Raw genomic sequence first — 20554 nt, 5'->3', positions numbered from 1 at the left:
CGGGGCTGCGTAACGCAGCCCCTTGCTTATTTTATTCGATATTTTCGCCGAGAGCGTCAAGGCTCTGCGCTTTCAGATAGGCGTTGATAAAGCCGTCCAGATCGCCGTCCATCACGGCGTTGATATTGCCCGACTCAAAGCCGGTGCGGTGGTCCTTTGCCAACGTATAGGGCATAAAGACATAGGAACGGATCTGAGAGCCCCACGCGATTTCCTTCTGGACGCCCTTGATGTCCTCGATGCGCTCCAGATTTTCGCGCTCCTTGATTTCGACCAGCTTGGATTTCAGCATCCTCATCGCCACGTCGCGGTTCTGGTACTGGCTGCGCTCCACCTGACAGGATACCACGATTCCCGTGGGGATATGGGTCAGACGCACCGCGGAGGAGGTCTTGTTGACCTTCTGGCCGCCCGCGCCGCTCGCGCGGTAAACGTCCATTTTGATGTCCTCGGGGTTGATCTGGACCTCCACGTCGTCGTCGATTTCCGGCATTACTTCCAGAGAGGCAAACGAGGTGTGCCTCCTGCCGGAGGCGTCGAACGGGGATACGCGGACCAGCCTGTGCACGCCCGCCTCGCTCTTTAAGAAGCCGTAGGCGTTGATGCCCTCGATCAGGATACTGGCGCTTTTCAGCCCCGCTTCCTCGCCGTCCAGATAGTCCAGCGTTTCCACCTTGTAGCCGTGGCGCTCGCCCCAGCGGCAGTACATGCGGTACAGCATTTCCGCCCAGTCCTGCGCCTCGGTGCCGCCGGCGCCCGCGTGGAACGTCAGAATCGCGTTCTTGCCGTCGTATTCCCCGGTCAGCAGCGTGGAAAGGCGCTGCGCTTCCAGCTCATCCTGAAACTTTTTCAGTTCCTCCTGCGCTTCCGGTAAAAGGGATAAGTCCCCTTCCTCATTGGCAAGCTCTATTAAGGCCAGCGTATCGCCGTACGAATTTTTCAGCCGTTCATACGCAGCAGCCTTATTTTTCAGCATACTGGAACGCTGCAAAACCTTTTGAGAGGTGCTCATATCGTCCCAGAAACCGGGCTGAGCGGCTTTTTCGTCGAGCTTCGCAATCTCTTCGCGCATGCCTTCAAGCCCAAGCGCTTCCGCCAGATCGTTCAGATCGGGTTCCAGCTCCTGCAAAGCAAGCTTCATTTCTTCAAACTGCAGCATACTATCATCCTTTAAATAAATTATTCCATTACAGGACTTTCAATCGGTTTATCGCGTAATTCCGTGTTCCCTCCGACGGAACCGGAAGGGAAACACAGTCGGGTCTTTCCGTAAAAAATGCAATGATTGTTATTAATTATAAATTATTCCGTGTATAATGTAAAGATGAAATTACGGAACAAAGGCCCCGCACACCGCGCCGGACGTAAGCCTGACGCGCGGTCAATTATGAATTAGGTGAAAACTTATTGAATATATTATTGAAGTTTCTTTTGAAATTATATACAATAGGTTAATATAACAGGATTGATATCTACATTATGGGAGGATAAACTATGATTGACTATACAGGTTTAAACTGCCCTGTCTGCGGAAAACCTTTTGCACGGGACGACGATATCGTCGTCTGCCCCGAATGCGGCGCGCCGTATCACCGCGAGTGCTACGCGCAGGCGGGCAAATGCGTTTTTTCGGACAAACACGGCACCCCTGCCGCGTGGACTCCCCCGCAGAAGGAAGCCAAGTCCGCCGACACGGCGGCAAACGGGGCGGAAAACAGAACCAAACGCTGTCCGCGCTGCGGCAGTCTGAATTCACAGAACGCGATGTTCTGTGACCACTGCGGCCAGTCGCTGACCATGAACCAGCAGGATGTCACCGGTTTCCCCAAAAGCGGCGGCTTTCCTCAGAACGGGTTCCCTCAGAACGGCTTTCCCCAGGCAGGCGGCCCCTTTCCGTCGGGCCAGCCGGGTCAGCCGGGCCAGCCCGTGCCGTTTATCTTTGACCCGATGGGCGGCGTGAACCCCAACGAGCCGATCGGCAGCGTCCCGGCGGGAGACCTCGCCAAGCTGGTACAGGGCAATACCCAGTATTATCTGCCGGTATTCCTCAGTCTCAAGCGTTTTCACAGAAACCGTTTCAACTTCAGCGCGTTCCTGTTTTCGGGCGGCTGGATGCTGTACCGCAAACAGTACAAAATCGGTTCCGTGATTACCGCGGTCATGACCGTCCTGTATCTGATCTCCACCTACGTGTCCCTTAATTTTTCCATGCCGCTGCTGGAATCGCTGATGCAGCAGCAGGGAATTTCCATCGATACGGTTTCACCCACCTATTCCCAGCTGCTGCAGGTGTCGGAGCAGCTGGCACAGCAGCCAGTCCAGCAGATTCTTTTGTTCTGCGTGCCGACCATCATTGCGCTGATCCAGATCGTCCTCATGCTGGTAGTGGGATTTAACGGGAACAAGTGGTATTTGAATCACTGCATCGATAAGATCGAGCAGATCCATCATCATACGCCGGAGGCGACCCTTGCCGCGATTCAGCTGCAGGAGCAGGGCGGCGTGAACACTTCTCTGGCAATCGGCCTTCTGATCTGTTATATGATTGTGTTTTATCTGCCTCAAATATTCTAGATATTAGGAGTGTAAAAATGAAAGTAACAAAAGCTGTCATTCCGGCCGCCGGGCTGGGAACCCGCGTGCTGCCGGCAACCAAATCCATGCCGAAGGAAATGCTGCCGATTGTGGACAAGCCCGCCATCCAGTATATTGTGGAGGAAGCCGTCCGTTCCGGTATCACGGATATCCTGATTATCACCAACCGCGGCAAGGGATTGATTGAGGACCACTTTGACCGTGTGCCGGAGCTGGAGGCCAAGCTGACCAGCGGCGGCCCGGATAAGGAAAAGATTTTAAAGGAAATTATCGACCTTTCCCACGAGGCGAACATTTACTTTGTCCGTCAGAAGGAAACCAAGGGCCTTGGCCACGCGGTGAACTGCGCCCGCTCCTTCGTCGGCAACGAGCCGTTCGCGGTCCTGTACGGCGACGACGTCATCATCGGCGAGGACCCTGCCTGCGGCCAGCTGATCCGGGCTTACGACGAGTTCGGAAAGGGTGTTCTGGGCGTGAATCAGGTGACTGCCGAAGCAATCACCAAATACAGCTCCCTGAAGGTGGAGCCGATCCACGACAACTACTTCAGCTGTACGGATATGATTGAAAAGCCGTCCCCGGACAAAATCATGTCCCTGTATTCCATTCTGGGCAGATGCGTTCTGACGCCGGATATCTTCGATATTCTGGATCGGACCCAGCCGGGCGCCGGCGGAGAAATCCAGCTGACCGACGCCATGTGCGCTCTGGCCCGTTCCGTGGGCATGGTCGCGGTGGACTTTACCGGAAAGCGCTACGACATGGGAAACAAGCTGGGCATCATGCAGGCACAGGTGGAGGTTGCGCTGAAACATCCGGATATTGGGCCTCAGTTCAGGGCGTACCTGAAGGAGCTTTGCAAAACACTGTAATTTTTATCTTGACTTCATAATGCCGTGCTGATATAATTACTCTGTTAAGCCGCAGTTTTCGGCTTACTATCCTTGCTCCGGATTTATTTCGGGGCCAAAGTCCAAAAGGAGGTGCAAATAATGTCAGATGTAAAGAATTCCTATGAAACCGTATTTATCCTTTCCACAAAACTCGGTGAGGACGCGATTGCCGCTCTGGTTCAGAAGTTCAAGGATTTGATCGAGGCAAACGGTACCATCGACAGCATTGATGAGTGGGGAAAACGCAGACTTGCGTACCCGATCATGAAGCAGGAAGAAGGCTACTACACCTTAGTGAACTTCACAAGCGCTCCCGAATTTACGGCTGAGCTCGACAGAATTTACAAGATTACCGACGGTGTCCTTCGTTCTCTCATCATAAAGAAAGAAAGCTAAGAAGGAAGAGTGATTTGAATGCTCAATGTCGCTGTTTTAATGGGCAGACTTGTTGCCGACCCTGAACTTAGGCATACGCCGAATGATGTTTCCGTAACAAGCTTTACAATTGCCGTGGACCGTTCCTACGTGAAATCGGGAGCGGACCGTCAGGCTGATTTTATTGATATTGTTGCGTGGCGCAGCACGGCGGATTTTGTGTGCAGATATTTCCACAAAGGCCAGCTGGTTGCGGTACAGGGTTCCATCCAGACACGTACCTATACCGATAAGGACGGAAACAAGCGCAAAGCGTTTGAAGTCGTTGCTGACAATGTGCATTTTGCAGAGTCAAAACGCGACAGCGCAGGAGCGCAGGGCAGCAATTATCATTCAAAAACGGATATTACCGCTGAGCAGCCGGTCCCCGCTTACACAAGCGGCGACACCGGCGATTTTGAGGAGATGCCTTTAGACGACGACCTGCCGTTCTAAGCATTCCCTCTGCAATACTGATGAGAAAAGGAGGCTTATTGCCATGGCTGATAGAAACGACAGAAACGACAGACAGGACCGCCGCCCCGGCGGACGCAAGACCCGCAAGAAGGTCTGCGGCTTCTGCGTCGACAGAGTGGAATCCATTGATTACAAGGATGTTGCAAAGCTTCGCCGCTTTATTTCTGAGAGAGCCAAGATTCTGCCCCGCAGAGTAACCGGCACCTGTGCGCATCACCAGCGTGAGCTGACCATCGCTATTAAACGCGCGCGTCATCTTGCACTGCTTCCCTTCAGCAGCGATTGATTCCGCTGGCTGCAAATTGAATTTTCAGAGCGGACGCTTATGCGTCCGCTCTTTTGTTTACCTCTGAAAGGATAAAAAAACAGAGACGGAAATTTCCGTCTCTGTTTTTTTATTTCACATTGTTTGATTGTTTGATTATTCGGCGGGAGCGGGGCGAACGGGCCTGTCGTCGTCCTGAATCCTGATATCCCCCAGCTGGCCGCTGAAAATTTCCAGCTTGCCCTGAAGCTTGGCGCCGTTGTTCACCGTAACCGTGCCGGCTTTCAGATCGCCGATCACAATTGCGTTGCTCTGACAGACAATGCTGCTCTTGGCCTGAATATTGCCCTGAAGCCTGCCGTTGATCGTCAGGTTCTTGGTCCTGATGTCGCCGATGACAACGGAATCGCTGTCTATGTTCATATCCTCGGTGGCGGTGACATTGCCGCGGACCGTACAGGCCGAAAGCGTAATGCTGGAGCCCTGAATGTCGCCGACCTGCTTTCCGTTGATCTTGATATTGCCGGTGGTCGTAATTCCGCCTGTGACCGTTCCGTAAATTTCAAGATTGCCCTCCGATTGAATATCGCCCGTAATGACGGTACCCTTTGATATCACCGTGGTCTGCTTGGATGAATTGAAATCATTGGCGGTAGGAAGTTCATACGGCTTCTGGGGCTGAAAATCCGGTTTCAGCGACTGGAATTCGGGTCTGCCCGTTTCAATCGGTTTGGGCGCGCTGAACTGCAGGTCCTCCGGCTCATCTTCTTTTACTTCGAGCTTGAATTCCTCGACATTTTCTTCACGGGTATATTCTACCATTTTGGATTTGCCAAACTGCATGGAAGAAACCTCTTCCGCTTCTTCATAATCCGGGCCGTCCCAGATTCTTTTCAAAATACTGATAAACCTGCTATTATCGTTTTTTCTGACTGCTTCCATCGTCCTGCCTCCACAAACGTAGTATTATCATGATATAAAAAAATATATTCCACCACTTTCTTTAATAATAATCTATTTTTTCAAATTTTTCCAGTATTATTTGCAAAATTTTTAACTTTTTTGTAATAAAATATATAAATTCGAGATTTTATGATGATTTTGCAGGAATCATACAGAAAAATTTCACATGGCACCCGTTTGGGCATCGGACAGATTTCTTAAAAAATCGTAAAAAAACTGCACCTGGAAGAATGATAATGCGTACATTATATCAATCAATTTACACTTTTACGGTTACTGATATTCATCACGCTGTCCCATTGAACGGAAATGAGCAAATGGTACCGCAAAAAATGCCGGATGGTAAAACGAAAAATTCATTTTGCTTGAATTCTATATATTAGCATGATATAATCATAAAAAGTTTACACAACGTTCACAGGCGTCCCGGATGGGCCGCAAAAATAAATTGAATTGACTGAGGAGGCAACTTAACATGAAAAGAATTGCAGCACTGCTGCTGGCATTGATAATGACAGCAACAGCATTTTCTGGATGTAAAAAAGTGGACACCGCGTCCGGCTCCGCGGCAACCGGCAGCGACACCATCAAAATCGGTGTATTTGAACCTTTGACGGGTGCAAACGCCGCAGGCGGCGAGGCCGAAGTCGAAGGCATAAAAATCGCCAACAAGCTCTATCCTGAAGTTCTCGGCAAAAAAGTGGAAATTGTTGTTGCGGACAACAAATCCGACAAGGCTCAGGCCACCACGGCTGTCGCCCGTCTGATTGAAAAAGACAAGGTTTCCGCTATCATCGGCTCCTGGGGTTCCAGCTTTTCCATGGCTGCCGGCGATCTGGTAAAGAAAAACAAGGTTCCCGCGGTGGGCGCTTCCTGCACAAACCCGCTGGTGACAAAAGGAAACGACTATTATTTCCGCGTCTGCTACCTTGACCCGTTCCAGGGAACCGTCATGGCAAACTACGCCTTCAAGAGCGGCGCGAAAAAGGCCGCCATCGTTCAGGAGGTTTCCAACGACTACGCAGTCGGTCTGGCTACATATTTCAAAGAGGCGTTTATCAAACTGACCGGCGACCCGAACTCCGTGGTAACGACCGTTAACTACAACACCAACGATCAGGAATTCGGCGCGCAGCTTTCCACCGTAAAAGCCGCCAATCCGGACGTGATCTTTGCTCCCGGCAACTTTACGGAATCCGCGCTGGTCATGAAGCAGGCCCGTCAGCTGGGCATCACCGCCCCGTTCCTCGGCGGCGACACATGGGATATTGACGAATTCACCTCCGTAGGCGGCACCGACGTAGAGGGCGCCACCATTTCCACTTTCTTCGACGATTCCGCTCCTGTAACGGAAGAGGGCAAGAAATTTGTCGAAGCCTATAAGAAGGAATACCCCGACAAGAACATGGCCGCAGTCAGCGCGCTGGGCTACGACGCCTACCTCGTCATCATCAAGGCGATTGAGGCCGCCAATTCCTCCGATTCCACCGCTATCCGCGACGCTTTGGCAAAGACAAAGGATGTAGAAGGCGCAACAGGAAAGCTGACCTTTAACGAGGACGGAGATCCCGATAAAGATTCCGCCATCATCAAAGAAGTGAAAAACGGAAAATTCACTTACAAGGATACGGTTACGATCTCAAAATAACGAATAATTTTGATATAGGGATGTTGTGCTATGACACTGGAACTGTTTTTACAAAATCTGGCAAACGGAATTGCGGTGGGAAGCCTGTACGCCCTGATAGCCGTCGGCTATACAATGGTTTACGGAATTCTGCGCCTCATTAACTTTGCCCACGGTGATATTTTCATGATGGCGGCCTACTTTACCTTTTTTGGTGTTGCGGCCTTTCACCTGCCGTGGTATTTCGCGTGTATTTTTGTCGTCGTGCTGACCGCCGGGCTGGGTATGCTGATCGAAAGAGTGGCCTACCGCCCGCTGCGCGACGCGCCGAAGGACTCCGTCCTTGTTTCGGCAATCGGCGTTTCCTTCCTTCTTGAGAATCTCGCCACCTATATTTTCAGCGGAAAACCAAAGGCTTTTCCGGATTTTCTGGGATTGATGTCCACCGTTTCGCTTGGAACGGTCTCCCTTCAGAAGGTCGCGCTCGTTGTGCCGCTTGTCCTGGTTGTGTGCATGTCGATTCTTCTGTTCATCACCAACAAAACCAAGCTCGGCATGGCGATGCGCGCCGTTTCAAAGGACTATGAAATCGCGCGCGTAATGGGAATCAACATCAATCTGGTAATCGCCGCAACCTTTGGCATCGGCTCCGGCCTGGCCGCTGTCGGCGTGATTCTGTGGGGAATGAAATACCCGCAGGTGTCTCCCCTGATGGGGGTTATGCCCGGACTGAAATGCTTTATCGCCGCGGTCATCGGCGGGATCGGCAACATTAAGGGTGCTGTTCTGGGCGGCTTTATTCTCGGCCTGATTGAGGTTATGCTGGTTGCGTTCTTCCAGCCGCTGACCGGTTACCGTGATGCATTCGCCTTCATCCTCCTGATTTTAATCCTGCTGGTAAAACCGACGGGACTGATCGGGGAAAAGACAACGGAGAAGGTGTGATATGATGAAAGATACGAAAAAGCGCAACATCATCTGCACCGCGATTCTTGCGGTCATTGTACTGGCACTGATTTATTTCGCGAACAACTATCTGGACGCGTACATCGTCAGGATTCTGAATCTGTGCGCAATTTATACCATTATCGGCCTTTCCATGAATCTGATCAACGGCTTTACCGGCCTGTTCTCTCTCGGCCAGGCCGGTTTCATGGCGATCGGCGCGTATACGGTGGCGATTTTTACGCTTCCGCTGGATATGCGTTCCACCATCTTTTATATGGAACCCATGAATCCGGCCATTGCCGGGATTCATCTTCCCTTTGTCCCGGCGCTGCTTCTGGGCGGCGTGATCGCCGGAGCCGCGGCCTTTCTGATCGGCGCGCCGGTGCTGCGGCTGCGCGGCGACTATCTGGCAATCGCAACGCTGGGCTTTTCGGAAATCATCCGCATCCTGCTCACCAACCTGCAGAGCATAACGAACGGAGCGCTCGGAATCAACAAAATTCCGGATAACGCGAACAACATGTGGTGGTCGTTCGGCGTCGCCATCGTTATCCTGATTCTGACCGCGCTGCTGATCAATTCCAGCTACGGGCGCGCGTTCAAGGCGATCCGCGAGGACGATATCGCGGCCGAGGCAATGGGAATCAACCTGTTTAAACACAAGGTCCTGTCCTTTGTCGTGGGCGGCTTTTTCGCCGGCGTCGGCGGGGGCCTTTACGCTTCCCTGCTCGGCACGGTGGACCCCAAGCAGTTCTATTTTACGCTCACCTACAACTTTCTGCTGATTATCGTTCTGGGCGGCATGGGCAGCATCAGCGGCACCGTTATCGCGTCGTTTATCGTAACCTGCGGGCTGGAGCTCCTGCGCACCTTCGACGAGCCGCTGACCGTTGCCGGCTACGAGGTTTCGCTGTTCCGCCCCGGCTTCAGCATGGTGATCTTCTCCCTTCTGCTGATGATCATCGTTCTGTTCTACAGCAAGGGCTTAATGGGCAGAACGGAACTGACCTGGGACAGGATTTTTAAATTCTTTGAAAAGCACAGGTCTAAAAAATCCCCGAAAAGCACAGAAGGGGGCAGCACGAAATGACACCGGACAACAAAAGCATCAATGAAACAATCGATAAAAACATCGTACTCAGAACCGAAAATATGACCATGCAGTTCGGGGGCGTCGTCGCTGTCGACAATCTGCACCTGACGATCCGGGAACACCAGATCGTGGCCCTGATCGGCCCGAACGGCGCGGGAAAAACGACCGCATTCAACATGATTACCGGCGTGTACACTCCTTCCAGCGGCAAAATCTTTCTGCACGGCGAGGATATCACGGGCATGAGCCCGGACAAAATCACCCGCAAGGGCGTGGCGCGTACCTTTCAGAATATCCGCCTGTTTAAGGATTTGTCCGTATTTGACAATATCATCATTGCGAAGCACTTTTCCATGAAAAGCAATCTTTTCAGCGCGACCCTGCGGCTTCCGGGTGCGGTCCGCGCCGAGAAAAGGATGCGTGAGGAAAGCGAAGAGCTTCTGGAAAGGATGGGGCTGGCCGACGTGAAAGACGCCGTCGCAAGCTCCCTCCCCTACGGACAGCAGCGCCACCTTGAAATTGCGCGCGCGCTGGCCACCAAGCCGGAGCTTCTTCTGCTCGACGAACCCGCGGCCGGGATGAACCCGCAGGAAACCGAGGACCTGACCGCTTCTATCAAGCAGATTCAGCAGGATTTCAACCTGACGGTTTTCCTGATTGAGCACCATATGGATCTGGTGATGGAGATATCCGACCGGATTTATGTGCTGGACTTCGGTCAGACGATCGGCAAGGGTACACCCGCCGAAATACAGAACAACCCGCGTGTGGTCGAGGCTTATTTGGGGGTGGACGAAGATGCTGAAAATTGAGAATTTGTATGTTTCCTACGGCGGTATTGAGGCGGTCAAGGGCATTTCCTTTGAAGTGCCGGACAAGAGCATCGTTACGCTGATCGGCGCAAACGGCGCGGGCAAAAGCACGACCCTGCGCACCGTGGTCGGCCTGGTCAAGCCGCAGAGCGGCAGGATCATTTATAATGACGAAGACATTACCGGAAAGCCTTCGGAGGAAATCGTACGGCACAGAATCACGCTGGTTCCGGAAGGCCGCCGTATTTTCCCAAACCTGACGGTTCTTGAAAACCTGAAAATCGGCGCATACATGAGAAAAGACGATTACTCGGAAGATATCAAATGGGTTTACGAACTTTTCCCCCGCCTGAAGGAGCGCTCCTGGCAGCTTGCCGGAACCCTTTCCGGCGGCGAACAGCAGATGCTGGCCGTGGGCCGCGCGCTCATGAGCAAGCCGGAGCTGATTATGATGGATGAGCCCTCGCTAGGTCTTGCCCCGCTGGTAGTCAAGGGCATTTTTGAAATCATCAAGGAGATCAACAAGCTGGGCGTCACCATTCTTCTGATTGAACAGAACGCCAATCTGGCGCTCCGGGTGGCGGACCAGGGGCACGTGCTTGAAACGGGACGCATCAAGCTTTCCGGCAAGGGACGGGAGCTTCTGGAGAACGCCGAAGTCAAAGCCGCCTATCTGGGCAACAAGAAACACGAGCTTCCGGCGCAATAAGCTGACAACAGAGAGCAAACAGGGTCCATGACAATGTCATGGACCCTGTTTTTATTTGGTATGCAGTTTTTTTGCGTTCGTTTTCTGCTGTACAGGAGCGCTTTTTTCTTTGATATAAACCAGCCTGTTGTAGCCGTCGCTGTTCCGTTCCGAGAAAATATCGAAAATTTTCAGCGACTGGAGCAGCGGGGTCAGCTTTTTAAAGCCGTAATTTCTGACGTCAAAATCGGGATAGCGGCGAACCAGCATGTTCCCGATTTCACCGACGAAGGCCCTTCCGTCGTCGTCGGATATTTCCTGGACGATCGTCCGGACGGCGCTTTTAATCGTTTCCAGGGGCGTCATTTCCGGCGCAACCGTTTCCGTCGCTTCCCCTTCCTCGGGCTGATCGTTGGACGCTGCCGTTTCACGCGCCAGAACCTCCAGATAGCGGAACTTATTGCAGGCGGATATAAACGGTGGGGGCGTCTTCTTTTCCCCCATACCGACCACGTTCATACCGGATTCGCGCAGCCGCACCGCAAGGCGCGTAAAGTCGCTGTCGCTGGAGACGATGCAGAATCCTTCCACATTTGCGGAGTACAGGATGTCCATCGCGTCAATAATCATCGCGGAATCCGTCGCGTTTTTCCCGGTGGTATAGCCGTACTGCTGAATGGGAGTAATCGAAAATTCCAGCAGCACGTTTTTCCACGAGCCGAGCGCGGGCTTCGTCCAATCGCCGTAAATCCTTTTGTAGGTCGCAACGCCATCATTGGAGACCTCATCCAAAATGTATTTGATATATTTCTCCGATACATTGTCCGCATCAATCAGTACTGCAAAACGGTTGTCCTGCGGCATTAAAATTACCTCTCTTTTCTTTTATATATCAGTAGGGATTCAAACCTCTTTTTTATCTCATTACTTAGTATAAATCATATGGAAGAAATTATCAAACGGTACGGTGATTGGTTTATTCAAATGGATAATGGATGCCCCACTCCGCGCGGAGCTGGTCCATCAATCCCAGAAGGCGAAGCGTTTCCCCGTGCGGCATCTCGTCACAGGCCAGCTTTCCGCTGCCGATCGCTTTGACCGCGGCGCGCACCTCGTATTCATAGCCCGTAAAATCATGGGGCAGGCTGACCGTTTTAGGTTCTTTTTCTCCTTTGCCGTATATCTCAACGACCTGTGCCATATAAAACTTGTCCAGCACGATATGCCCCTTATCACCGTAAATGACCGCCCTGTTTTCGTAGGGGCAGAGGAAGGTAAAATTCAGGACCGCCATACGGCCGTTTTGAAAGACAAGCGTCACGCTGTCCTGAGAATCCACCCCTCTGGCCGTTTTGACGCAGGCGGACTGGACCTGCGAAAGCTCGCTGCCGAAAAACATCGAAGCAAAGGTCAGGGGATAAATCCCCATGTCGAGCAAAACGCCCCCGGCCAGCGCCGGATTGACAACGCGCTCGATATGCCTTAAATCCTGCCCGAAGGAAACCGTCATCGTGAGAGGTTCGCCGATGACACCGCTGTCCAGGATCTCGCGCAGCTTGTCCGCAAAAGGCATGAAGCGCGTCCACATCGCTTCCGACAGAAACAGCCCTTTGCTTTCCGCAAGGCTGAACAGGTCCTCTGCCTGCTTCTGATTGACGGTGAGCGGCTTTTCGCACAGGACATGCTTGCCGTGCTCCAGACAGAGCCTGGCGTGCTCATAATGATGGGAATGCGGAGAAGCAATATAAACGAGGTCGACCTCCGGATCGCTCACAAGCTCCTCGTAGGAACCGTAGGCTTTCTGAAATCCATATTGATCGGCCATGCCTTGTGCCCTGGACAGCTCCCGTGCCGCAACCGCATACGGGGTTACTTCGTTCATCTGTGAGACCGTTTTTGCCATTTTCCCGGCGATATTCCCGGCACACAAAATGGCAAAGTTCAGTTTTTTCATACGTTTCTTCCTCCACTGTCTTATTATCATAGGGTTAGTGCTTCTGACTGTCAAATTCCCAAAGGCTTCCTTTCTGACTTTTATTATGAAAATCCCATAATTCATAACATCCGTATACATAGAATACTATAAAATCTGCCTGGTTTCAACAGCTATCCCGGTTGCTCAGGATAAATTTTACGCTTATTTTGCCATCTATTGAGGTTTGAGATTTCTGCCGCACAATGTTAGTATAAGGATAAAATGATCGAAACATGGAGAATTTATGAAAAAGAGTTTCTTCCTTCACAAGTTCTTATGCGCGGCAATCGTTTTGGTTCTTTTGGGCGCTGTGATCGGAGCGGGCGGCACCAACCCGGGTATGGGAACCGGCAGTGTTCCTTCTTCCCCCGGCTCTGCAGCCGACCGCACGGACAGCTCATCGCCGCTGCCCGGGTCTTCGGCGGCCGGGAGCACGGCTTCGGCAGGCTCGTCCGGCGGCGCATCGAAAGCGGGCTCCTCTTCCCCATCGAAGAAATCGGCCCCGTCCTCTTCACCGGCATTCCAGCATCCCGCAAAAATGCTGGTCGGATACTACGGCGGCTGGTCGGCACATTCCGGATTTTCTCCCGATAAGATCAGCGCTTCCAGTCTGGATGTTCTGAATTACGCGTTCGCGAAAATCGGAACGGACTTGAAGGTAACCGTAAGCGATTCCTCAATAGACTACTCGAATTTTAAGAAGCTTAAGAATTTGAAACGTACATATTCCAAGCTCAGAACCGTCATTTCCATCGGCGGCTGGAGCGACTCCGGCCGGTTTTCCGACGCCGCGCTCACGGAAGCCTCCCGAACTGCTTTCGCGGACAGCGCGGTCCGCTTTATGAAGGCCAACGGCTTCGACGGCATCGACATCGACTGGGAATATCCCACCGGGGGCGGGCTTGCCTCCAACGTTACGCGTTCCGCGGACCGAACCAATTTCCGCCTTTTGATGAAGGCGCTGCGCGGCAGGCTGGATGCGCAGGGAGCCAAGGACCAAAAGCACTATATCCTCTCCTTCGCCGGCGGTTCGGACAGCAGCTACGCAAGCCGGATCGGCCTTTCCGCCGTTGCGCAGTATGTGGATTACGGAATGATCATGACCTACGACCTGCACGGCTCCTGGGAGCCGTATACGGACTTCAACGCCCCCCTTTATCCCACGGCGGGGCAGTCCCCGCAGGCAAAGTCCAGCGTGGACGCGGCTGTACGCAGCTGGCTAAACAACGGCTTCCCTTCCGGCAAGCTGATTCTGGGCGTACCGTTCTACGGCTATCTTTATCAGGGAACCGTCGGCGCAAACAACGGGCTGCATCAGAGATTCTCTTCCGCGGCTCCCATCGGCTACGATACCGTTCAATCAAAATATCTGAGTAAATCATCATTCAGGAGATACTGTGATTCTTCTGCGCAGGTCCCCTGGCTGTTTGACGGCAGCACTTTTATCAGCTACGACGACGCTGCTTCCATTCAGAAAAAAGTGCAGTATTCCAATTCAAAAAAGCTGCTGGGCGTCGGCGTGTGGGATTTGGGGTTCGACAAGACGGGCACCTTGATTAAATCGGTCGGACAGGCGCTCAAATGATAAGGCAAATATCTGGAAAATAAGCTGTTGCAAAATAGCCCCTCAACAAAATAACGCACAAAAAATGCCCCTTGAACGGACTTCAAAAACCCGTTTTAAGACGCATTTTTTTGTTATGGAAGCCGTTGCTTTCTGCAATTTTCAACAGCCCCTTTTTTATGGCATGGATAAATATCGGCCGGCACCCCACGCAACACCGCGGTCGCACTCTTCCTTTGGAACAACCGCAAAGCGGTCGGGCATTTCCGGGACCTCGCACCCGCGGGGAATAAACACGGAGCTACCGGCAAACTCCAGCATCGGCAGGTCGGTTTCTCCGTCGCCCATGGCCAGGACCTCCTCCGGCCGGAGTCCCAGTCTTTCACAGACATAAGCGAGTGCGGCGCCTTTGTTCGCTTCGGGAGGGTTGATTTCTCCCACATAGGGATAGGAACGGCCCGTAGCCAGATGGGAAATTTCTTCAGGCCAGGTTTGGAACACTCTGTTGATGGACTGCTCGCTGCCTACGAGCATCACTTTGTTTACCTGCTCCAGCGGCAAATCCTGAAAAGTGGGCACCTCGGCCCTTTTAAACAGCTGAAAAGAGTCCATCACATCGGAAATCCACTGTTTATCCATATCCTCCGGAATCCACAGCCGGATGATATCCGGCTGAAAGGCCATTACTGAGATATTTCCGACCGCCGCGCCCTGCCGATAGACCGTTTGCAGGTCTTTGACGGACAGGCAGGTTTCCGCCCACACCTCGCCACCCGACACAATCAGAGAGCCGTTTACCAGAATCAGCGGGCCTGTGATGCCCAGTTCCGAACAGATGGCCTCCACTCCCTGCAGCGGCCGGCCCGTGGCCAGAACGACCTGAACTCCCCCGGCCGCCGCCGCTCTTACGGCGTTGGCGTTTTCCGGACTGATTTTCCCCTCTTGATCGGTCAGGGTACCGTCTACATCCAGTGCCATGAGTTTGACAGACATATGGTTAACCCTCTTTCAAAATCAATTCCTTTTTGCCCAAAAGGCAGACTTATCTCTTTATTGCTTCTACTTGTATTATAAAGAAGAAAATGGTAAAAATCAACCTTCCTCAACTGCCGCCGTTTCTCTGGCAGATCGGCACGATGTCTTATCTCTCTGCCCCGGTTTTAAAGCAAAATAAAAGGACCTGCGTGTGCAGGTCCTTTTTATTTTGCCTTCTCAGCTGAAGATTTCCTTCAGCTCTGCGCGGCTTGCGTCGTCGGTCAGCGCCAGTATATCGTCATCCTCCAGAATTTGGGTATCTCCCTTGGGGATCAGCGTGGAGCTGTCGCGCGTAATCGCGATCAGCACTGTTTTCTTCGGGATGGATAAATCTTTCAGAAGCTGATTGGCGGCCTTGGAATTCGGCTGAACCTTCATCTGGACAATCGAATAATCTCCGCGGTTGAGCTTCAGGAGCGTGAACATATCCTTCATGTTCATTTCTTCCACTACGAAGTGCGCCATCAGCTCCGCCTGATTCACACCGATATCCACGCCCATGCCGCTATTGAACAGCCACGCGTTTTTAGGATTATTGACTCTGGCTACCACTCTCGGCACACCGAATTCCATTTTAGCAAGGGTGGAAACAACCAGATTGATTTCATCCGCACCGGTAACGGCAGCGACTACGTTTGCAGAAGCGATGCCCACGCTTTCCAGCACTTCCGGATCCGAGCCGTTGCCGAACACCAGGGCTTCGTGAGGCAGCTCTTTCTCCAGCTTATGAAAAACACTTTCGCGGTGCTCAATCACCCGTATTTCGTGACCGTTGGAAAGCAGCAGGGTGGCAAGATAGGAACCGACCTGTCCTCCGCCTATAATAATGACTTTCATTTCAATTCCCCCTTTTTATGCCAATCCCAGCATCGATTTCAACTTGTGGGCAGCGGAGGCAGCCACCGTAATATAAAGAATGTCTTCCGCTTCCAAAGTGGTACCGGTCGTTGGAATAAATGTCTTGTTGTATCGGCTGACACCGGTTACATGGATTTCTCCGATCGCCGTTATCTCCTTTACCGTATGGCCGACCAGCAGGGGCGGAACCTCAATGCGCACCACATTCACATTTCCGTTCCCCATTTCAAACACACTGTCCATCTGGTGGTACGTCAAAAGTTCTGTCGCCCTTTCAATGCCCCACGCCGTTGTGGAAATGGTCTGGATTCCGATCCGACGGTAAAGATCGGCTTTAGTTGAATCATAAAGACGCGCAACCACACGGGGAACGCGGTAAATATTTTTGGCGATTCGCGCGATCACAACGTTCGCTTCATCGCTCGCCGTGCAGGATACCACAGCATCTACCTGATCTATTCTGGCTTTGTTCAGTACGTCCCGGTCAAAACCGATACCGATCACTTTGTTTCCGCTGAAACCTTTTCCAAGACTCTGAAAAGCTTCCGGATTGGAATCAATCGCCGTTACCTGGTGTCCTTTTCTCATCAGATTGAGAGCCAGTCCCGTCCCCATTCTTCCTAAACCTACTACGATCACTTTCATGCCGTTCACCTCTCTGTTCTTTTTTCATAACGCTTGGCAATTTTCTTTCTCAAAAATGCCTTTCTTACTTCTTCAATTACCAAAATCAACGGGGGCCAGGCACATAGAATCAGAAAATCCCGCAAATCAAGCGGAGCCGTGTGGAAAACGGACTGCAGAGGCGGCAGGTAAACCAGAGCAATAATCAGAATGATTTCAAAGACAATCCCGAAATTCACCTGCTTGTTGCTGAATAAACCGACATGGAAAACAGACTGTTTTTCCGTACGGCAGTTAAACGCGGCACCGATCTGGGAAAAGACGATACCGGTAAGCGCCATGGTAGTCGCCTTGATATAGACCGGATCCACTCCGCCCGCAAGCGGCACAGCGGGCCACCCGTTTTGCAGATTGACAAAAAAGTAAGAAAATGCCGAAGCAATAGACCCTAATAAACCATACCACAAAAAAGCCTTGACAACCAGTTTTTTGGTCAATAAAGATTCTTTTTGATTGCGCGGGGGCTGGTCCATGATGCCTTCCTCCGGTTTTTCCGTTCCCAGACCCAGTGCCGGCAGCATATCGGTACCCAAATCGATGGTGAGGATCTGCATGACCGTCAGAGGGAGCGGAATAGCTCCGCGGGAAAACAGGAACATGGCGGAAGGAACCGCCTCCGGCATGTTGGAGTTCAAAATATAAAGCAGGAATTTCCGGATATTGCTGTAAACCGCACGGCCTTCTTCAATAGCATGGACAATCGAAGCAAAATTATCGTCCGTCAGAATCATATCCGCCGCTTCCTTGGCCACATCCGTACCGGCAATGCCCATGGCTACTCCGATATCGGCCTTCTTGAGCGCCGGAGAATCGTTCACGCCGTCGCCCGTTACGGCGACGACTTCACCCATTGCCTGCAGATTGGACACAACACGGAGCTTCTGCTCCGGCGCCACACGGGCAAAGATGATTTCATCCTTCAGATATTCCCTTAACTGGTCATCCGAAAACTCTTCCAGCTCCAGACCCGACACAACGCGCGGGTTCGGGCTTTTCACAATGCCGATGCGTTTTGCGATGCTCTCGGCCGTCAGACCGTAGTCTCCGGTAATCATAATGATGCGGATACCGGCACGGTGGCATTCCTCGACGGCGGCGGCGACCTCCGGACGCGGAGGATCGGCCATGACCACCAGTCCCACAAAAATCAGGTTCTGCTCAATCGTTTCGGGCGTGTAGGCGCTCATCGCTTTCGGGATGTTGTCCTCTTTATGCAGAAGACGATACGCAACCGCCAGAACGCGCAGACCCTCGTATGCGTATCCGTCGTTTGCCTCCATGACCTTCTGGCGCATCTCTTCCGTCATCGGCTGAACCTGACCGTTCACACGGATAAATTCGCTCAGCTTCATGACCTCTTTCGGCGCACCTTTCACATAGGCGATGCGCTCGGTCCCCTCTATCGCTTTCTGCAGCTGATGGATCGTCGTCATTCTTTTACGCCGCGATTCAAAGGGCAGCTCCCTCAAGCGCGGTGTCAGTTCCAGCTGTTTATGGACGTCAATACCGGCCTTCTGAGCCACCACGCCCAGGCAGGCTTCCGTCGGGTCGCCCAGCACCGTGTAGCGGGCCGATTCTTCGTTTGGCGGCAGCAAACGGGCATTGCTGCATAAGGCCGCACCCGTCACCAGCAGTTTCAGGTCCTGATTTTCGCTGGCAGTGACCTTTTTCCCACCCTCAAGGATATCTCCTTTGGGTTCATAGCCGACGCCGGTGACGTCAAATTCTTTTTCCGCCAGCCATAAATGGCTGACCGTCATTTCATTTTGTGTAAGTGTGCCGGTTTTATCCGTACAGATAACGGAAGTGCTGCCCAGCGTTTCCACCGACGAAAGCTTCTTCACCAAAGCGTTCCTCCTGGACATGCGCTGTACAGCCATGGCAAGAGACAAGGTAACGGTGGGAAGCAGTCCTTCCGGAATAAAAGCGACGATCATTCCCAGCGCAAAGACAAACGATGCGGCAAAGGGCTCGTTTACAAAAAAGTACGACGCCAGGAAAAACAGAATACCAAACAGAATTGCAATAATAGAAATTTGCTTTGTCAGACGGTTCAGCTCTTTTTGAAGAGGGCTTTCCTCTTTTTCCATGTTCTGAGTCAGGTCCGCAATTTTACCGAACTCGGTTCCCATGCCGATCCCCATAACAACGGCTTTTCCGTTGCCCTCCGAAACATTCGTGCCCGCAAAGATGAGGTTCGGCGTTTCAGCCCGTGTCAGATCGTCCTTCAATACGGCGTCCTTAAGTTTGCGAACCGGGTTTGATTCTCCCGTCAGTGTGGACTGGTCCACCTGCAGGTCGTTGCATTCGACCAGACGGGCGTCCGCAGATATTTTATCCCCTTCTTCCAGAAGCATAATATCCCCGGTAACCAAATCCTCGGCCAGAATTTTCTGCTCTTCACCATTCCGGATCACCCGTACATACGAGGGCAGCATGTTCTTCAGGGCCTCTGTGGCCTTATCGGCACGGCTTTCCTGCCAGAAGCTGAATACGCCGTTGATGACATTGACCAGCCAGACGGCTACGCCCAGCTGGGGCATGCCTGCAAAAAAGGCCACCGCACCCGCCACCCACAGCAAAATTGCCATCAGATGGGTGAAGTTGCCCAAAAAAGTAAGAACGGCTGATTTTTTCTTTTTGGAACTGATCAGGTTTTTGCCCTGTTCCTTCTGCCTCTCCTGCGCCTGTGCCTGTGTCAACCCCAGAGGAGTTGTTTTCAGTGCTTCATAAGCTTTATCTACGGGGAGTTTATAAATGATTTCTTTATCACTCGATGTATTCTCCATGGTACTCAATTGTTTGCCAATCCTTCTTTCTGTAAGAATAAAAGTTTCATTTGCTGGAAAAGAACGTGAAGAATAGTGAGAACAGGGAATTGTTAATAAAATATGTATTCCCCATTGATAGAGAATCATTATAAACCTTTGTGAACCAATCTACAATTTGTACAGCCAAATCTTAATACAATATTAATATGCGTAAAGCGACAAAACGTGACAGGTATTTCGGCGGCGAGTCCGCCTTCCCGTTGAGCTTATTTACCTTGCTGTATTATTGGTGCAATAGTAAAGCTTTGCCCCGCAATCTGCACAGTAAGAAACACCCTGTGTCATATAAAAATGGACGCACTGGTTGTAAGCGGTGGGTATGTTTTCAATATTTTGTTATAAATAAACTTCGGGCCAACTTGGCTCGAAGTTTATGGTTATCGCTCCGAGCCAATCGTTTCATAAACTGTTGATTAATGATTTTGCAAACTGCTCGGCGTTTTTTAGATCATCAGCATTTGGACGTCCCTTACGCAAAATCATATAGTGGCCGGGACAATGATATTCTGCATTTGAAACGGTAAGTCCCTGATCTTGAAGACACTTTTTAGCCTTTTCATAGGCAGACTTAACAATAGCCGCTGTGCTGAATACTACAACCATTTTGATATTCGCCGGATTTAGGTTCGAGATATATTCCTTTAGTTCCGGGTCAATGTCAAAAGCATATATGCCTGTTCCTAAAAATAATACATCGATTTCACCTTGTATTGGCTCATGGATTGACTTTGCGGATACCCCTACTTGTTTAGCAATAGCATTTGCAATTTTCTTTGTATTACCTGATTTTGAATAATAACGCACTTCAATATTCATAAAACGTCCTCTTTTC

General features: G+C 51.6%; 20 protein-coding genes. 11 read left to right on the top strand and 9 right to left on the bottom strand.

Annotated elements, in window-relative coordinates:
• Positions 1–31: 31 nt before the first annotated feature.
• Positions 32–1159, bottom strand: a complete 1128-nt coding sequence (gene prfB / locus ACRQU7_RS07465) for a peptide chain release factor 2 (protein WP_141827867.1) — start codon at positions 1157–1159, stop codon at positions 32–34.
• A gap of 335 nt (positions 1160–1494) precedes the next feature.
• Here prfB and ACRQU7_RS07460 point away from each other — a divergent pair, with 335 nt between their 5' ends.
• From ACRQU7_RS07460 to rpsR, 5 genes are all read left to right on the top strand, one after another.
• Positions 1495–2574 (top strand): RING finger protein, encoded by a 1080-nt coding sequence (locus ACRQU7_RS07460; protein WP_444644884.1) that lies wholly within the window; start codon positions 1495–1497, stop codon positions 2572–2574.
• Positions 2575–2591: 17 nt separating this feature from the next.
• A complete protein-coding gene (locus ACRQU7_RS07455; RefSeq protein WP_038323635.1) occupies positions 2592–3467 on the top strand; it encodes a UTP--glucose-1-phosphate uridylyltransferase in 876 nt (291 codons plus the stop codon).
• Between the two features lie 120 nt (positions 3468–3587).
• Positions 3588–3884 (top strand): 30S ribosomal protein S6, encoded by a 297-nt coding sequence (gene rpsF, locus ACRQU7_RS07450; RefSeq protein ID WP_141827864.1) that lies wholly within the window; start codon positions 3588–3590, stop codon positions 3882–3884.
• A gap of 18 nt (positions 3885–3902) precedes the next feature.
• The gene (locus tag ACRQU7_RS07445; protein WP_038323633.1) at positions 3903–4358 is read left to right on the top strand and encodes a single-stranded DNA-binding protein; all 456 of its coding nucleotides are present in this window, start codon (positions 3903–3905) and stop codon (positions 4356–4358) included.
• 43 nt (positions 4359–4401) lie between these two features.
• Positions 4402–4665: a 30S ribosomal protein S18 gene (rpsR, locus tag ACRQU7_RS07440; protein ID WP_038323632.1), complete on the top strand. Its 264-nt coding sequence runs from the start codon at positions 4402–4404 to the stop codon at positions 4663–4665.
• A 135-nt stretch (positions 4666–4800) separates the two neighbouring features.
• On the opposite strand, the gene ACRQU7_RS07435 is transcribed toward rpsR, so the two are convergent.
• On the bottom strand, positions 4801–5586 hold the full coding sequence (locus ACRQU7_RS07435; protein WP_444644881.1) for a bactofilin family protein: 786 nt from the start codon (positions 5584–5586) through the stop codon (positions 4801–4803).
• 496 nt (positions 5587–6082) lie between these two features.
• Between ACRQU7_RS07435 and ACRQU7_RS07430 the strand changes: the two genes are divergently transcribed.
• From ACRQU7_RS07430 to ACRQU7_RS07410, 5 genes are read left to right on the top strand one after another with little or no spacing between them, the layout of a single operon-like run.
• Positions 6083–7255: an ABC transporter substrate-binding protein gene (locus tag ACRQU7_RS07430; protein WP_141827862.1), complete on the top strand. Its 1173-nt coding sequence runs from the start codon at positions 6083–6085 to the stop codon at positions 7253–7255.
• A gap of 30 nt (positions 7256–7285) precedes the next feature.
• On the top strand, positions 7286–8179 hold the full coding sequence (locus ACRQU7_RS07425; protein ID WP_038323629.1) for a branched-chain amino acid ABC transporter permease: 894 nt from the start codon (positions 7286–7288) through the stop codon (positions 8177–8179).
• Positions 8180–8183: 4 nt separating this feature from the next.
• The gene (locus ACRQU7_RS07420) at positions 8184–9272 is read left to right on the top strand and encodes a branched-chain amino acid ABC transporter permease (protein ID WP_444644878.1); all 1089 of its coding nucleotides are present in this window, start codon (positions 8184–8186) and stop codon (positions 9270–9272) included.
• Entirely contained in the window at positions 9269–10087 is an 819-nt protein-coding gene (locus ACRQU7_RS07415) for an ABC transporter ATP-binding protein (RefSeq protein ID WP_042081655.1), read from the top strand. Before ACRQU7_RS07420 ends, ACRQU7_RS07415 begins: the two co-directional genes overlap by 4 nt.
• Positions 10074–10796: an ABC transporter ATP-binding protein gene (locus tag ACRQU7_RS07410; RefSeq protein ID WP_038323628.1), complete on the top strand. Its 723-nt coding sequence runs from the start codon at positions 10074–10076 to the stop codon at positions 10794–10796. Before ACRQU7_RS07415 ends, ACRQU7_RS07410 begins: the two co-directional genes overlap by 14 nt.
• 51 nt (positions 10797–10847) lie before the next feature.
• Here the strand turns inward: ACRQU7_RS07410 and ACRQU7_RS07405 are convergent, their stop codons facing one another.
• Together ACRQU7_RS07405 and ACRQU7_RS07400 are read right to left on the bottom strand one after the other, a co-directional pair.
• Positions 10848–11639, bottom strand: a complete 792-nt coding sequence (locus tag ACRQU7_RS07405; RefSeq protein WP_444644875.1) for an NYN domain-containing protein — start codon at positions 11637–11639, stop codon at positions 10848–10850.
• Positions 11640–11751: 112 nt separating this feature from the next.
• Positions 11752–12729 carry a Gfo/Idh/MocA family protein gene (locus tag ACRQU7_RS07400; protein ID WP_444644873.1) on the bottom strand — a complete coding sequence of 326 codons (978 nt, stop codon included), beginning with the start codon at positions 12727–12729 and terminating at the stop codon, positions 11752–11754.
• Between the two features lie 265 nt (positions 12730–12994).
• Here ACRQU7_RS07400 and ACRQU7_RS07395 point away from each other — a divergent pair, with 265 nt between their 5' ends.
• The gene (locus ACRQU7_RS07395; protein WP_444644871.1) at positions 12995–14335 is read left to right on the top strand and encodes a glycoside hydrolase family 18 protein; all 1341 of its coding nucleotides are present in this window, start codon (positions 12995–12997) and stop codon (positions 14333–14335) included.
• A 156-nt stretch (positions 14336–14491) separates the two neighbouring features.
• On the opposite strand, the gene ACRQU7_RS07390 is transcribed toward ACRQU7_RS07395, so the two are convergent.
• The 5 genes from ACRQU7_RS07390 to ACRQU7_RS07370 all read right to left on the bottom strand — a co-directional run bounded on the left by ACRQU7_RS07390 (position 14492) and on the right by ACRQU7_RS07370 (position 20538).
• Positions 14492–15307 (bottom strand): HAD-IIB family hydrolase, encoded by an 816-nt coding sequence (locus ACRQU7_RS07390; RefSeq protein WP_444644869.1) that lies wholly within the window; start codon positions 15305–15307, stop codon positions 14492–14494.
• Between the two features lie 219 nt (positions 15308–15526).
• Complete coding sequence (locus ACRQU7_RS07385) at positions 15527–16186, bottom strand: potassium channel family protein (RefSeq protein WP_444644850.1); 660 nt, start codon at positions 16184–16186, stop codon at positions 15527–15529.
• 15 nt (positions 16187–16201) lie between these two features.
• Positions 16202–16852 (bottom strand): potassium channel family protein, encoded by a 651-nt coding sequence (locus tag ACRQU7_RS07380; protein WP_444644848.1) that lies wholly within the window; start codon positions 16850–16852, stop codon positions 16202–16204.
• A 5-nt stretch (positions 16853–16857) separates the two neighbouring features.
• Positions 16858–19680 carry a cation-translocating P-type ATPase gene (locus tag ACRQU7_RS07375; RefSeq protein ID WP_444645535.1) on the bottom strand — a complete coding sequence of 941 codons (2823 nt, stop codon included), beginning with the start codon at positions 19678–19680 and terminating at the stop codon, positions 16858–16860.
• Between the two features lie 441 nt (positions 19681–20121).
• Positions 20122–20538 carry a flavodoxin family protein gene (locus tag ACRQU7_RS07370; RefSeq protein WP_038323621.1) on the bottom strand — a complete coding sequence of 139 codons (417 nt, stop codon included), beginning with the start codon at positions 20536–20538 and terminating at the stop codon, positions 20122–20124.
• Positions 20539–20554: the final 16 nt, after the last annotated feature.

It is taken from the genome of Caproiciproducens puteiluti (assembly GCF_052442865.1).
GTDB lineage: Bacteria > Bacillota > Clostridia > Oscillospirales > Acutalibacteraceae > Caproiciproducens.
The sequence above is the reverse complement of the archived record's forward strand: the minus strand, read 5'-3'. Positions and strand labels throughout refer to the sequence as shown.

What these genes read in the sequence shown, in the direction of transcription:
- prfB (WP_141827867.1), bottom strand. Translation starts at nt 1,159, where the DNA reads ATGCTGCAGTTTGAAGAAATGAAGCTTGCTTTGCAGGAGCTGGAACCC.
- ACRQU7_RS07460 (WP_444644884.1), top strand. Translation starts at nt 1,495, where the DNA reads ATGATTGACTATACAGGTTTAAACTGCCCTGTCTGCGGAAAACCTTTT.
- ACRQU7_RS07455 (WP_038323635.1), top strand. Translation starts at nt 2,592, where the DNA reads ATGAAAGTAACAAAAGCTGTCATTCCGGCCGCCGGGCTGGGAACCCGC.
- rpsF (WP_141827864.1), top strand. Translation starts at nt 3,588, where the DNA reads ATGTCAGATGTAAAGAATTCCTATGAAACCGTATTTATCCTTTCCACA.
- ACRQU7_RS07445 (WP_038323633.1), top strand. Translation starts at nt 3,903, where the DNA reads ATGCTCAATGTCGCTGTTTTAATGGGCAGACTTGTTGCCGACCCTGAA.
- rpsR (WP_038323632.1), top strand. Translation starts at nt 4,402, where the DNA reads ATGGCTGATAGAAACGACAGAAACGACAGACAGGACCGCCGCCCCGGC.
- ACRQU7_RS07435 (WP_444644881.1), bottom strand. Translation starts at nt 5,586, where the DNA reads ATGGAAGCAGTCAGAAAAAACGATAATAGCAGGTTTATCAGTATTTTG.
- ACRQU7_RS07430 (WP_141827862.1), top strand. Translation starts at nt 6,083, where the DNA reads ATGAAAAGAATTGCAGCACTGCTGCTGGCATTGATAATGACAGCAACA.
- ACRQU7_RS07425 (WP_038323629.1), top strand. Translation starts at nt 7,286, where the DNA reads ATGACACTGGAACTGTTTTTACAAAATCTGGCAAACGGAATTGCGGTG.
- ACRQU7_RS07420 (WP_444644878.1), top strand. Translation starts at nt 8,184, where the DNA reads ATGAAAGATACGAAAAAGCGCAACATCATCTGCACCGCGATTCTTGCG.
- ACRQU7_RS07415 (WP_042081655.1), top strand. Translation starts at nt 9,269, where the DNA reads ATGACACCGGACAACAAAAGCATCAATGAAACAATCGATAAAAACATC.
- ACRQU7_RS07410 (WP_038323628.1), top strand. Translation starts at nt 10,074, where the DNA reads ATGCTGAAAATTGAGAATTTGTATGTTTCCTACGGCGGTATTGAGGCG.
- ACRQU7_RS07405 (WP_444644875.1), bottom strand. Translation starts at nt 11,639, where the DNA reads ATGCCGCAGGACAACCGTTTTGCAGTACTGATTGATGCGGACAATGTA.
- ACRQU7_RS07400 (WP_444644873.1), bottom strand. Translation starts at nt 12,729, where the DNA reads ATGAAAAAACTGAACTTTGCCATTTTGTGTGCCGGGAATATCGCCGGG.
- ACRQU7_RS07395 (WP_444644871.1), top strand. Translation starts at nt 12,995, where the DNA reads ATGAAAAAGAGTTTCTTCCTTCACAAGTTCTTATGCGCGGCAATCGTT.
- ACRQU7_RS07390 (WP_444644869.1), bottom strand. Translation starts at nt 15,307, where the DNA reads ATGTCTGTCAAACTCATGGCACTGGATGTAGACGGTACCCTGACCGAT.
- ACRQU7_RS07385 (WP_444644850.1), bottom strand. Translation starts at nt 16,186, where the DNA reads ATGAAAGTCATTATTATAGGCGGAGGACAGGTCGGTTCCTATCTTGCC.
- ACRQU7_RS07380 (WP_444644848.1), bottom strand. Translation starts at nt 16,852, where the DNA reads ATGAAAGTGATCGTAGTAGGTTTAGGAAGAATGGGGACGGGACTGGCT.
- ACRQU7_RS07375 (WP_444645535.1), bottom strand. Translation starts at nt 19,680, where the DNA reads ATGGAGAATACATCGAGTGATAAAGAAATCATTTATAAACTCCCCGTA.
- ACRQU7_RS07370 (WP_038323621.1), bottom strand. Translation starts at nt 20,538, where the DNA reads ATGAATATTGAAGTGCGTTATTATTCAAAATCAGGTAATACAAAGAAA.